Origin of the sequence: Pseudomonas cyclaminis, assembly GCF_015163715.1 — a bacterium.
GTDB lineage: Bacteria > Pseudomonadota > Gammaproteobacteria > Pseudomonadales > Pseudomonadaceae > Aquipseudomonas > Aquipseudomonas cyclaminis.
Genome location: NZ_JADDUM010000044.1, coordinates 16,678 through 27,431, shown reverse-complemented (window position 1 = coordinate 27,431; position 10,754 = coordinate 16,678). Strand labels below are relative to the sequence as shown.

Genomic DNA, 10,754 nt, shown 5'->3' with positions numbered 1-10,754 from the left:
TACCGTAACCATGCCAGCCGCGAGGTCGCTGATCTCAACCGGAAAGCAGCATCACCACGTCGTGCGGGACATCAAGCACAACTTGGCGGAGCTGAACTTAGATGCATCCAAATTTGGATGATCCTATCTCGACGCCTCGAATCGCAAGCAAACCGAGTACCTCCTTCCGCCGGACATTGTCATGACGTTGCTGACCGGCTACAGCGTCCCGCTTCGTCATCGTGTCGTGACACGTTTGCACGAACTTGAAAGCGTGTCACGACACGTTGCCATTCCTCAATCCCTGCCAGAAGCCCTGCGCCTTGCTGCCGATCTCGCCGACAAGAATGGCGAGCTCCAGCGGCTGATTTCAGATCAGGCCCCAAAGGTCGCAGCCATCAAACGCCTTGCCGCCGCCGGCGGGGCTATCTGCATCACTGATGCCGCGAAGCAACTGGGTGTGGCGCCGTCTCGCCTCTTCGCCTGGCTTGAACAGCACCGCTGGATATTCCGCCGCCACGGCTGCAAGCGCTGGGTCGCATACCAGCCCCGCATAACCTCCGGGTTCATGACCCATAAGGTCACTGCGCTGAAGCCTGATCCCGAGACCGGCATCGATCGCGCGGCCTTCGACCCAATGATCACCCCAAAGGGGCTGACACGCCTCGCTGAACTACTGCAGGAGGCCGCGTAATGGCTGGCGACTGGATCAAATTCGAACTCACCACCCTGGACAAGCCCGAGGTCTGCCAGATCGCAGACTTGGCCGACATCGACCCAGATGCCGTGGTCGGCAAGCTGATGCGCGTGTGGGGATGGTTCGATCAACAAACTGAAAACGGTAACGCTCCAAGCGTTAGCAAAAAGTTACTCGACCGTCTCGTTGGCGTTACCGGCTTCTGCGAGCACATGAAATCTGTGGACTGGATGATCGAGTCTGACGGTGTGATCAGCCTTCCCCATTTCGACCGTCACAACGGGAAGACCGCTAAAAACAGGCTCCTCACGGCCAAGCGGGTGGCAAGCCACAAAGCCGGTAACGGTAAAAGTAACGCTTCGAACGTTAGCGGCGCGTTACCTAAAGAAGATGTAGAGAAGAATAAAGACCCTCTCTCTGCGCAGGCGCCTGTCGATCCTCGCATGCCCAGTGAAATGACCCTCGACTGGGTGGCTGATGACAAGCTGCTGAAGACCTACTCGGTTCATTCTGGCGTAGCAATGGACCTGTTCACAGAAGAGGCGCGCCGGGCGTTCACTGCTCACTATGAGCCGCGTGGTCAAGTGAACACTCAGGCTGAGTGGGTGCAGATGCTGGTCAAGTGGGTGCTGAACGACAAGAACCGCGCGGCCGCCAACAACGTCACGCCCATTCGCCAGAGGCCAGCAGCCGCGTCCGACTTTGACGATGACAGCATCGACTGGCAGAACGGGGTGCAATCGTGATGAAGCAGGTATCCGCAGTTACCCAAGGCCTTTGGGCCAACCCCACAGCCGGTGAGTTCATCCCAAAAGATGAGATCCAAGCTCCCCAGGATGAAGGCCGCCGCCAGATGGCCGTGGCGATCAACGATCTGTTCACTGAGCTTCGCCTGATTCGTTCGGCTTGGCGTCAGGCATGGCCGGACAAGGAGACCTACCGCGCCGCGAAGGTCCAATGGATGCAAGCCTTTCTCGACGAAGGCATTCGCACCCAGGGGCAGATCGAATTCGGCATGATCAAGGCGCGTAAGCAGGTGTCCGATTTCATCCCGAGTCCTGGCCAGTTCATTGAGTGGTGCAAGCCGACTCCTGAAATGCTCGGACTTCCACCTCTGTCAGCTGCTCACCGCGAAGCCGTGCGGAACGCCCATCCAGGCATGGCCGGGCAGGGCAAGTGGTCGCATGACGCTGTCTGGCACACGGCCAAGGAATGCGGGTTCGAGAGCCTGAACAAGCTCGACGCGACGCTGAGCCTGAAGCTGTTCGACCGAAACTACACGATCACCATTCGCCGCTTGCTCGACGGATTGCCGCTGCAGGCAATGCCTAAGGCGCTGCCTGCCAAGGTTGATGGACGAATCACTCCCGAAGTGGCGAAGGGTGCTATCGCCGAGCTTCGCGCCCGGCTTGCAGGGGGCTCCCGATGAGCAAACTTACTGAAGCTGCGCGCGATCGCGACTGCCAGGTCCGGTTCCCTGGGTGCTCCTGCGAACCTTCAACCACCGTCTTGGCCCACTACCGCCTGGCTGGCACCTGCGGCATGGGCTTGAAGCCTAACGACTTCCAGGCGGCCTGGGCCTGCGGGTATTGCCACGACATCGCCGACGGACGCTTGCGTGCACCCAACCAGCTGACACGCTATGAGATCCGCCTGTTCCTCGCCGAGGGTGTCATGCGCACTCAGGACATCCTGATCAGCGAAGGGAAGGTGAAGATTTGAAGCCGTTCGCCGTAAAGCCATTCATCGCGAAGCCAGTGCGCGCCAAGGCAGTTGATCGTGAGGGCCTGGAGCAGGCCGCGTTGATCAAGGAAATAAGCCTGCGCTATCCCGCTGCCGCGAAGCTGATCTACCACGTGCCGAACGGTGGGCACCGGCACAAGCTGGTGGCGATCAAGCTGAAAGAGCAGGGCGTGAAGGCCGGCGTTCCTGACCTGGTGCTGCCCATGGCCCGCGGCGGCTATTTCGGGCTGTACATCGAGTTCAAGGCGACCGCGCCGCATGACGCCGCCGTTTCCCCGGCCCAGGACGCTTACCTGCAGGCGCTGACCGATCAGGGCTACTTGGCCATCGTCTGCCGTGGGCATTTCGACGCAATTGAAGCGATCCGGGCGTACCTTCTCCAACCTCAAACCAAGGCCGCTGCATGACCCAGACAATGCTCACTTCGTTTACCGATGCGGAGATTCGCCGCCAGGCCGGCAACACCGCCGTCCGTGACCTGCGCGACGCTCGCTACCCTGGGGTGTATTTCCGCTTCCACCAAAACCGTGAGCGCGGCACCTGGTACCTGGTGTCGGGCGGCAAGTGGGACAAGATCGCCGCATTTCCTCAACTGCCGGCGAAGGGGTTGATCGTCGCTTTGCCGAAGATCCGCGAGCGCTTGGCCGCCGACCCCAAAGCATCGGCGGCCGCCGGCACTCTCCAGGCCGTTGGTGATCTGCTCGACTGGTTCGCTGCGCGCCAGGCCGTTGACCGCAGCCTGTCGGCCAAGCGGCGCTCCACCAACACCTCGATCATCTCGTGCCATCTGAAGCCACGGCTCGCGGAGCTGCCGGTAGAAGACCTTGACCGTTCAACGCTCGATAAGCTGGTGATGTGGCCGATGCAGGCTGAAATGTCGCTGTCCTACGTCCGCCTGATGTGGGGCGTTCTGGTGGTTGCGTTCCGCCAGGCCGAAAAGCTTCGGCTGATCACCACCAACCCCATCGCTGGGTTCAAGTTCACCGACTTCACCAAGGCCCGTATCCAGCCCAAGCCGTCACGCCTGCGTGCCGTGCAGCTTGAGGAAGTGATCGGGCAACTGGCCGAAGGGTTCGACCAGAACCCGCAGGATTGCATGCTGGCGCTGATGATGCTGTGCCACGGTACCCGCTCCGGCGAGACCAGGCAGGCGCAGTGGTCCCACCTGACCCTGGGCGAGCAGGGCGAGTGGTTCATCCCCACCGAGAACACCAAGACCCGCTGCGAGCATCACCTGCCGCTGACCCACCAGGTGTGCGCGCTGCTGGAGCGGTACCGGGACTGGCAGTCGGCCAAGGGCTACAAGGGCACCTACGTTTTCCCGGCTCGCGGCCGTCGACCGATCAGTGACAGCCAGGCCTGCGCCGTGTTCACGCGGCTGGGTAAGGGCGAGTGGACAAGCCACGATCTGCGCAAGGTGGCCCGCACCGGGTGGACTGACCTGGGTGTCGACTTCCTCATCGGCGAGATGCTGGTCAACCACACGATGACCCGCAACGTGCAGACCTATATCCACACCTCGGCCGAACTGCTCAAGCGCGAGGCGCTGATGAAGTGGCACGACTGGCTAGACGGGAAGGGTTTCAATCTGATTCACCGCTCGACCATGACTAGAAACGGAAATTCGCACAATGACGCCGAGGCCTTGAATGGCGTGGCCTCTAGCCAAATCCAGAAACCATAAAAGGCGAGGTTTAAAAATGATGAAAAAGAGCAGTGGCCCCGCTTTTGTGCGCCGCCAGATACCGATGACGGAGTGCCCATCCTGCTGTGGTGCCGGCCTGATCCAGGGCGTGTTTCATCAGCTCGAATGCATCGGCTGCCACTCTTCAGGATTCGTTCACGCCGAAACCCTCGAGCCTCTTCTGATGCAGGACCTGGTTGTCCAGCTGGGCCTGCTGGCTCGTCGGACGCGCCCGCAGTTGGCCGGCCATAACCCTGCTCGCTGCATCATCGATGAATACCAGACACCGAACCGTCGTGGGCCAGGCGGCTCGTCTTACAAGGGGGATTGAGCCATGGCTATGTATAAGGACGTGATGGGCACCCTGGTGCGGGTGCTGGCAGCGGACAACATAGACAACAGCACCAAGCAGTCCTGGCAGAGGCTTATCGACGCCGATCTGCGCCAGGGCGGGACCGGCAGCACGCTATCTGTCCGGGACAAGTTCGATTACGACTGCTGCTTGTATGCGCTGCTGCACCGTCAGCTCGACGCTGCGCAGTGGGATGTTCTGGTGGCCAAGTACTCGACGCACAAGGCCAACAAGGTCGGCGCCATTGGCCGTCTGGTAGCTCGCTTGGTGTCCCCGGCGCCTCAACTGTTCATCTATAAGGCCCTGACAGCCTGGGCCATACCGAAACTGAAGGGTATTCAGGTCGGTAAGCGATCCACCGACATGATCGTGCTGCCCCCCGAGTTCTACGACATGAACAGCTGGGACGTGGAAGGCAAGCCAGAGTCAACCCGTCGCCGCTGGAAGACCGGCATCGCCAAACGATTGGAGTCTCTGGAAGAGGCGGCCGTGATCCACGCCACTGAGATATTCGACCGTGAACAGATCTTCATAGACGTCGCTTGACGTAGTGGCGGAATGATCATAAATTAGCCCCATCATGTCGATCTTGCGCGTTATGAGAGACGACCCAAAATTCTGAGCCCCGCCACTGTGCGGGGCTTTTTCGTTTCTGGAGTAACGGATGGATCCAAACGACCTCGGCCCAGGCACGTTCGCGTGGCTCGGTGGCACCGGCACTGTGCTGCTGGGCGGTCTGTTGTGGCTGAGGAAGTTCCTCTCGAAAGATGCGACTGACCGGGCCATGGATAACGCCGACATCGGCACCGTCCGCCGGCTGAATGAGCTGCTCGACACCGAGCGTGCCAGGGCAAACGCCGCCGAGGCGCGCGCCGACCAGTTCGCCAAAGAGCGCAACGAGCTCGCTGCAGCAGTAGGGCGCATGGAAGGGAAGATTGAAGCCCTCACCAGCCAGGTGGCGCAGCTCACGGCGACGGTCACCTCGCAGAGCGAAGAGATCGCCCGCCTGCGAACCAAGCTTGGAGGGCTCAACTGATGGACAGATGCGCAATCAACTTCATCGCCCGCCACTGGTGGAAGCGAGCAGAGGTCTGGGTAATCGCGTTCCTGCTGGTTACTGGCGGCCTGACCTTGGGTTGGCAGGCTGGCGTCTGGTCGGCTACGGCCGAACATACCAAGCAGCTGACCGAGGTGCGCGCCGCCTATGACGCAGCCCTGGGCAAGCGTGATCTGCGCCTTACCAACCTGGCCGAGAAGACACAGGACGCGGCCGTGAAGGTTCAAGAGGCGTCGAACACGGCGGTCCAGGCAGCAGACACAGCGGCCAAGGCTGCAAATAAAGCGGATGAAGCGCTCAGTCGAGCGGCTCAGTAGTGGCCTGCAGTGGATGCGCTTCCCGACGTGAATGGATCAACAAGATGACGAGGCTGGCCTATGAGCGAGCAAGCCAACTGCTTACAGGCCGAGATGCTGGCCGAGATGAAGAAACAAACCGCGCTGCTGGAGAGGATGGAGACGAACCAGTCGATACTGATCCAGGCTCTGGCAGAGGATCAGGCCGATCAAGACCCTGACGCCCGACCACTGACGTACATGGATGGCACCCCATGCTGCTGAGGCCGCAGAAGCCATGCAATGCCCAGGGTTGCAACACGCTGACCCGCAACCCTCGGTACTGCGATGATCACGCCAACCTGCTCAAGAGTTCAACCTGGGCCAAGCCTAGAGAGAGCAGCACCAAGCGCCACTATAACTACAAGTGGCAGCAGGCTCGGGCTGGCTGGCTGGCCAAGCATCCGCTGTGTCGGTTCTGCGAGCGGGCAGGCAAGGTAGTAGCGGCGACTGATGTTGACCACATCATCCCGCATAAATGTGACATGACCCTGTTCTGGGATCGGGACAACTGGCAGAGCCTGTGTGGCCCATGCCACTCCAGCAAAACGGCTTCCGAGGATGGTGGTTTCGGCAATTCCCGGCGCTGAAAACAGAAAAGTCGCCGAAAAACAGCCGAAAACGACCAAATGAGAACGATTTGCGCAGAAAGGGAGGGGGAGGGTCGAAAGTCTGGGCCTTTTCGCTTCTAGACCGCGCCCTCAACCGTTTTTTTACACCCGCGAAATTAAAAAGTCAGGAGTTGCGCGATGGGAGGCACCGCCACGGTCGCCGGCCGTGGTCGCAAACCCAAGCCAACGGCCAAAAAAGCGCTCGCCGGAAACCCCGGCAAGCGCGCGCTGAACACAGCCGAGCCGCAGTTTTCCAAGATCACCCAGATTGACCCGCCAGAGTGGTTCACCCCTCGGGCCGCCACCATGTGGAACATGATTGTTCCCGAGCTGCTGCGTGAGAACGTGGTGGCGATCACGGACCTGCACAACGTCGAGGCGTTCTGTAGCGCCTACGACAACTGGCGACTCGCGCAGGAATCGATCCATCTGCATGGCATCGTAGTCACCGGCGCCACTGGTGGGCCGATGAAGAACCCCGCACTCACCGCCGCGAACGAAACGATGCGCCAGATGGTGACTTTCGGTTCGATGCTGGGCCTGGACCCGGCCAGTCGCACGCGACTGATCGGCGGCAACAAGGAGAAAGAAACCAACGAATTTGCCAACCTGCTGAGAACCTGATGACCAAATCTGCCCACCCCAATGTCGATAAGGCAATGGCGTGGGGTCGGTCATTGCTTCGCGGCAAGGTCCCGGCATGCCGTTACATCCACCAGGCAGTGCAGCGCCACTTCGATGATCTGGCCGCAAGCCGCAAGCGCGGTTTCCGTTTCAAGTTCGATCCGGCAAAGGCAGAGAAAAAGCTCAAGCTAATGCAGCTGCTCCCGCACACCAAGGGCGAGTGGGCATTCAAGCGTCAGCTGATTACGCTGGAGCCTTGGCAACTTTTCGGCCTGGCCGTGACATTCGGCTGGGTCAAGAAGAAGGGCGGGCACCGGCGGTTCCGTGAAAGCTACTGGGAAGTGCCCAGGAAGAACGGCAAATCAGTTGTTGCCGGTGGCGTGGGCATCAGCATGTTCGTTGCCGATGGCGAATTCGGTGCCGAGGTATACGCGGGTGCGACTACAGAGAAGCAAGCTTGGGAGGTTTTCCGTCCAGCAAAGCTTATGGTCAGCAAGTCACCGATGCTGATTCAGGCTGCTGGCATCGAGGTGAATGCCTCGAACATGAATATCCCGTCCGACTTCAGCCGCTTCGAGCCACTGATCGGCAACCCGGGCGACGGGGCCTCGCCAAGCTGCGCCATCGTCGACGAATACCACGAGCACCCAACGTCAGCTCAGTACGACACCATGCTCACCGGCATGGGCGCACGGCGCCAGCCGCTGATGTTCATCATCACCACCGCCGGCGCTGACATTGAAGGTCCGTGCTACGACAAGCGCCGCCAGGTCGTTGAGATGCTGAACGGCACCGTGCCGGACGAGGAGTTGTTCGGCTGGATCTGGACGCTCGACGAGGGCGACGACTGGACCGATCCGAAGATGCTGGCCAAGGCCAACCCGAACCATGGCGTCTCGGTGTTTCAGGAGTACCTGGAGAGTCAGCAGGCACGAGCGATTCGCTCGGCCCGCTTTGCCAACACCTTCAAAACCAAGCACCTCAACCTTTGGGTGAGCGCCAAGTCCGGCTTCTACAACATGGAAAGCTGGAAGGCATGCGAAGACACGTCGCTGACCCTGGAGCAGTTCGAGGGGCAGGAGTGGATTGCTGGTTTCGACTTGGCGCGAAAGCTTGATATGAACTCCAGAGCCCGGTTGTTCTGGCGCGTCATCGATGGGAAGAACCACTACTACAGCATTGCGCCGAAGTTTTGGGTTCCTTACGACACCGCCTTCAACACCGACAACAAGCGGATGGCTGAGCGCTTCCAAGCCTGGATTCACTCCAAGCATCTGGATGTAACCGACGGCGCAGAGGTCGACTACCGCGAGATCCTCGAGGACACCAAGGAGGCGAACCACCAAGCCCCAGTGCGCGAATGCCCGATTGACCCTCATGGCGCGACAGGCCTGAGTCATGACCTTGATGACCAGGGTTTCAACCCGGTCACGATCACGCAGAACTACACCAACATGTCGGACCCGATGAAAGAGCTGGAAGCCGCGATAGAAGCGGGCCGGTTCCATCACGACGGTAATCCGATCATGACCTGGTGCGTCGGCAACGTGATCGGCAAGAACTTGCCGGGCAACGATGACGTCGTACGCCCGATCAAGCAGGGTGATGACAACAAGATCGACGGCGCCGGCGCGCTGATCATGACGATAGGCCGCATCCTGGCGAACGCTGAGGTGCCAGGCTCTGTCGACGACTTCCTCTCCAGACCGATGAGCATGTAATGGCAGATACCGACTACAGCATCGACCTGCGCACGCGCAGTCCCTTCTGGGCGCGTATGGCGAGCTTCTTTGTCGCGGCCGCCTGGTTACACCGGAAAAAGGTTCTCAGACAGGACCCGTTTCAGCCCAGGGTGTAGTGGGTGATTCGGTCGTCAACGATGAACGCTCGCTCCAGATATCCACGGTGTTCGCATGTGTAAGGCTGATTTCCAGCGTCGCCGCGTGCATGCCCTTGGATGTATTTGAAACAACGGGTGATGACCGCAGAAAGGCTGATCTCAATAATCCTCTGGCGCGGTTGCTGCGGTATAGCCCCAACTCTTTCATGACCGCCTTCGACTTCCGCGTGTCGATGACGATGCAGCTCTGTTATTACGGCAACGCTTACGCACTGATCGAGCGGAACAGCACGGGGGATGTGATCAGTCTTGTCCCGCTTCTTTCAGCCAACATGGACGTCAGGCTTGAAGGCCGCAAGGTTGTGTATCGATATCGCCGCGACAATGAGTACGCGGACTTCAAACAATCAGAAATATTCCACCTCAAGGGGTTCGGCTTCAATGGTCTCGTTGGGCTTTCCCCAATAGCGTTTGCTGCTAAGAGCGCAGGTGTGGCGGTGGCCATGGAGGATCAGCAGCGAGACTTCTACGCGAACGGAGCGAAGTCTCCACAGTTGCTGATGACTGGTGATGGCAAGGTTCTCAATAAAGAGCAGCGCGCCCAGGTTGAAGAGAACTTCAAGGAGATATCCGGCGGGCCGGTGAAAAAGCGGCTGTGGATCCTTGAGGGCGGTTTTACCACTCAGGCTATTGGTGTGAGCCCGCAGGACGCTGAAACGATGGCGGCGCGGAAGTTTCAGGTTAGTGAGCTGGCCAGATTCTTTGGCGTACCTCCCCACCTGGTGGGCGATGTCGAAAAGTCCACCAGTTGGGGATCCGGCATCGAGCAACAGAACCTCGGCTTCCTACAGTACGCCCTTGATCCCTACTTGGAGATCTGGGAGTGCAGCATCCTGCGGTGGCTGGTAAAGCCGTCCGACCTCGGCCGAGTCCATGCCGAGCACAACCGCGACGGCCTTCTCAGTGGTGACTCTACCGCCAGGGCGAACTACATGAAAACGCTGGTTGATACCGGCTTGCTGACGATCAACGAAGGCAGGCGAGTCAACAACCGGCCACCCGTTGCCGGGGGCGATGTCGCCACCAGGCAGTCGCAGAACGTACCGCTTACCCAACTTGGCCAAACAAACCCCGCACCCAGCGGGGTTTAGTTTTTCTGGAGCTGCCAAATGTCAAACATCCAAAAGACCCTGGCGTTCGCTGAGGCTGAGATCAAATTCGATTCCGGCGGAAAGGTTGGGGTTTTCGAGGGATATGCCAGCGTTTTCGATGTGATCGATTCGGATGGCGACATCATTCTTCCGGGCGCGTTTAAAAAAGCCTTGAGCACTCAGAGCCGTCAGGTTGGGATGTTCTTCAACCATCAGACCTATGGTTTGCCCGTGGGCAAATGGCAGTCGCTTGAAGAGGACAGCAAAGGATTGATCGTTCGCGGCGAGCTCACGCCGGGGCTTTCTGTTTCTAACGACCTCCGCGCCGCGATGGAGCACAAGACTGTTGAGGGTATGTCTGTCGGCTTCACTGTGATGAAAGACGATTTCGACATGATCGCCACCGGTCGCGCGTTCAAGAGCGTGGCGGCCCTGCGAGAGATCAGTATTTGCACGTTTCCAGCCAATGAGCTGGCAACTATCGAGTCCATGAAGTCGATGGAGTCGATCACCACTATTCGCGATGTTGAGCACTGGCTGAGGGATTCGGTCGGTTTGTCCAAGTCGCAAGCTCTGGGTCTTGTGGCCCGGATTAAGTCCGCAGTTCGGAGCGATTCCGAAGGTGGCGAAATCACCGCGATCCTTGATCGCCTTAAGTCCTTCCCATCTGTAGGAAAATAA

At 59.5% G+C, this 10,754-nt stretch carries 16 protein-coding genes; all 16 read left to right on the top strand.

Features of this window, described 5'->3' with window-relative positions; all coding sequences use genetic code 11:
* Positions 1–181: 181 nt before the first annotated feature.
* Entirely contained in the window at positions 182–673 is a 492-nt protein-coding gene (locus tag IQK56_RS07795; RefSeq protein ID WP_341869497.1) for a phage antirepressor KilAC domain-containing protein, read from the top strand.
* A complete protein-coding gene (locus tag IQK56_RS07790) occupies positions 673–1,422 on the top strand; it encodes a DnaT-like ssDNA-binding domain-containing protein (RefSeq protein ID WP_193861783.1) in 750 nt (249 codons plus the stop codon). The genes IQK56_RS07795 and IQK56_RS07790 overlap by 1 nt, the downstream gene beginning before the upstream one ends.
* A complete protein-coding gene (locus tag IQK56_RS07785; RefSeq protein WP_193861782.1) occupies positions 1,422–2,105 on the top strand; it encodes a replication protein P in 684 nt (227 codons plus the stop codon). Before IQK56_RS07790 ends, IQK56_RS07785 begins: the two co-directional genes overlap by 1 nt.
* Positions 2,102–2,398, top strand: a complete 297-nt coding sequence (locus IQK56_RS07780) for a DUF1364 domain-containing protein (RefSeq protein ID WP_193861781.1) — start codon at positions 2,102–2,104, stop codon at positions 2,396–2,398. The genes IQK56_RS07785 and IQK56_RS07780 overlap by 4 nt, the downstream gene beginning before the upstream one ends.
* Positions 2,395–2,826, top strand: coding sequence for a VRR-NUC domain-containing protein (locus tag IQK56_RS07775; protein WP_193861780.1), 432 nt, complete (start codon positions 2,395–2,397; stop codon positions 2,824–2,826). Before IQK56_RS07780 ends, IQK56_RS07775 begins: the two co-directional genes overlap by 4 nt.
* Positions 2,823–4,103, top strand: coding sequence for a tyrosine-type recombinase/integrase (locus tag IQK56_RS07770; RefSeq protein WP_193861779.1), 1,281 nt, complete (start codon positions 2,823–2,825; stop codon positions 4,101–4,103). Before IQK56_RS07775 ends, IQK56_RS07770 begins: the two co-directional genes overlap by 4 nt.
* Before the next feature lie 16 nt (positions 4,104–4,119).
* On the top strand, positions 4,120–4,434 hold the full coding sequence (locus tag IQK56_RS07765) for a hypothetical protein (RefSeq protein WP_193861778.1): 315 nt from the start codon (positions 4,120–4,122) through the stop codon (positions 4,432–4,434).
* A gap of 3 nt (positions 4,435–4,437) precedes the next feature.
* Positions 4,438–5,001, top strand: a complete 564-nt coding sequence (locus IQK56_RS07760; protein ID WP_193861777.1) for a hypothetical protein — start codon at positions 4,438–4,440, stop codon at positions 4,999–5,001.
* Between the two features lie 118 nt (positions 5,002–5,119).
* Positions 5,120–5,491: a DUF3450 domain-containing protein gene (locus IQK56_RS07755; RefSeq protein WP_093544093.1), complete on the top strand. Its 372-nt coding sequence runs from the start codon at positions 5,120–5,122 to the stop codon at positions 5,489–5,491.
* On the top strand, positions 5,491–5,829 hold the full coding sequence (locus tag IQK56_RS07750) for a hypothetical protein (protein WP_122756892.1): 339 nt from the start codon (positions 5,491–5,493) through the stop codon (positions 5,827–5,829). Before IQK56_RS07755 ends, IQK56_RS07750 begins: the two co-directional genes overlap by 1 nt.
* A 60-nt stretch (positions 5,830–5,889) precedes the next feature.
* Positions 5,890–6,072, top strand: coding sequence for a hypothetical protein (locus IQK56_RS07745; RefSeq protein WP_193861776.1), 183 nt, complete (start codon positions 5,890–5,892; stop codon positions 6,070–6,072).
* The gene (locus tag IQK56_RS07740; RefSeq protein WP_193861775.1) at positions 6,063–6,437 is read left to right on the top strand and encodes an HNH endonuclease signature motif containing protein; all 375 of its coding nucleotides are present in this window, start codon (positions 6,063–6,065) and stop codon (positions 6,435–6,437) included. Before IQK56_RS07745 ends, IQK56_RS07740 begins: the two co-directional genes overlap by 10 nt.
* Positions 6,438–6,596: 159 nt before the next feature.
* Positions 6,597–7,082: a phage terminase small subunit P27 family gene (locus IQK56_RS07735; protein ID WP_193861774.1), complete on the top strand. Its 486-nt coding sequence runs from the start codon at positions 6,597–6,599 to the stop codon at positions 7,080–7,082.
* Complete coding sequence (locus tag IQK56_RS07730; protein WP_193861773.1) at positions 7,082–8,803, top strand: terminase large subunit; 1,722 nt, start codon at positions 7,082–7,084, stop codon at positions 8,801–8,803. Before IQK56_RS07735 ends, IQK56_RS07730 begins: the two co-directional genes overlap by 1 nt.
* A gap of 136 nt (positions 8,804–8,939) precedes the next feature.
* The gene (locus tag IQK56_RS07725) at positions 8,940–10,073 is read left to right on the top strand and encodes a phage portal protein (RefSeq protein ID WP_206691780.1); all 1,134 of its coding nucleotides are present in this window, start codon (positions 8,940–8,942) and stop codon (positions 10,071–10,073) included.
* A gap of 18 nt (positions 10,074–10,091) precedes the next feature.
* Positions 10,092–10,754 carry an HK97 family phage prohead protease gene (locus tag IQK56_RS07720; protein WP_146476566.1) on the top strand — a complete coding sequence of 221 codons (663 nt, stop codon included), beginning with the start codon at positions 10,092–10,094 and terminating at the stop codon, positions 10,752–10,754.

Excerpts from the sequence above, each read along its gene's own strand:
- IQK56_RS07795 (WP_341869497.1), top strand. The coding sequence starts at position 182 with ATGACGTTGCTGACCGGCTACAGCGTCCCGCTTCGTCATCGTGTCGTG.
- IQK56_RS07790 (WP_193861783.1), top strand. The coding sequence starts at position 673 with ATGGCTGGCGACTGGATCAAATTCGAACTCACCACCCTGGACAAGCCC.
- IQK56_RS07785 (WP_193861782.1), top strand. The coding sequence starts at position 1,422 with ATGAAGCAGGTATCCGCAGTTACCCAAGGCCTTTGGGCCAACCCCACA.
- IQK56_RS07780 (WP_193861781.1), top strand. The coding sequence starts at position 2,102 with ATGAGCAAACTTACTGAAGCTGCGCGCGATCGCGACTGCCAGGTCCGG.
- IQK56_RS07770 (WP_193861779.1), top strand. The coding sequence starts at position 2,823 with ATGACCCAGACAATGCTCACTTCGTTTACCGATGCGGAGATTCGCCGC.
- IQK56_RS07765 (WP_193861778.1), top strand. The coding sequence starts at position 4,120 with ATGATGAAAAAGAGCAGTGGCCCCGCTTTTGTGCGCCGCCAGATACCG.
- IQK56_RS07760 (WP_193861777.1), top strand. The coding sequence starts at position 4,438 with ATGGCTATGTATAAGGACGTGATGGGCACCCTGGTGCGGGTGCTGGCA.
- IQK56_RS07755 (WP_093544093.1), top strand. The coding sequence starts at position 5,120 with ATGGATCCAAACGACCTCGGCCCAGGCACGTTCGCGTGGCTCGGTGGC.
- IQK56_RS07750 (WP_122756892.1), top strand. The coding sequence starts at position 5,491 with ATGGACAGATGCGCAATCAACTTCATCGCCCGCCACTGGTGGAAGCGA.
- IQK56_RS07745 (WP_193861776.1), top strand. The coding sequence starts at position 5,890 with ATGAGCGAGCAAGCCAACTGCTTACAGGCCGAGATGCTGGCCGAGATG.
- IQK56_RS07740 (WP_193861775.1), top strand. The coding sequence starts at position 6,063 with ATGCTGCTGAGGCCGCAGAAGCCATGCAATGCCCAGGGTTGCAACACG.
- IQK56_RS07735 (WP_193861774.1), top strand. The coding sequence starts at position 6,597 with ATGGGAGGCACCGCCACGGTCGCCGGCCGTGGTCGCAAACCCAAGCCA.
- IQK56_RS07730 (WP_193861773.1), top strand. The coding sequence starts at position 7,082 with ATGACCAAATCTGCCCACCCCAATGTCGATAAGGCAATGGCGTGGGGT.
- IQK56_RS07720 (WP_146476566.1), top strand. The coding sequence starts at position 10,092 with ATGTCAAACATCCAAAAGACCCTGGCGTTCGCTGAGGCTGAGATCAAA.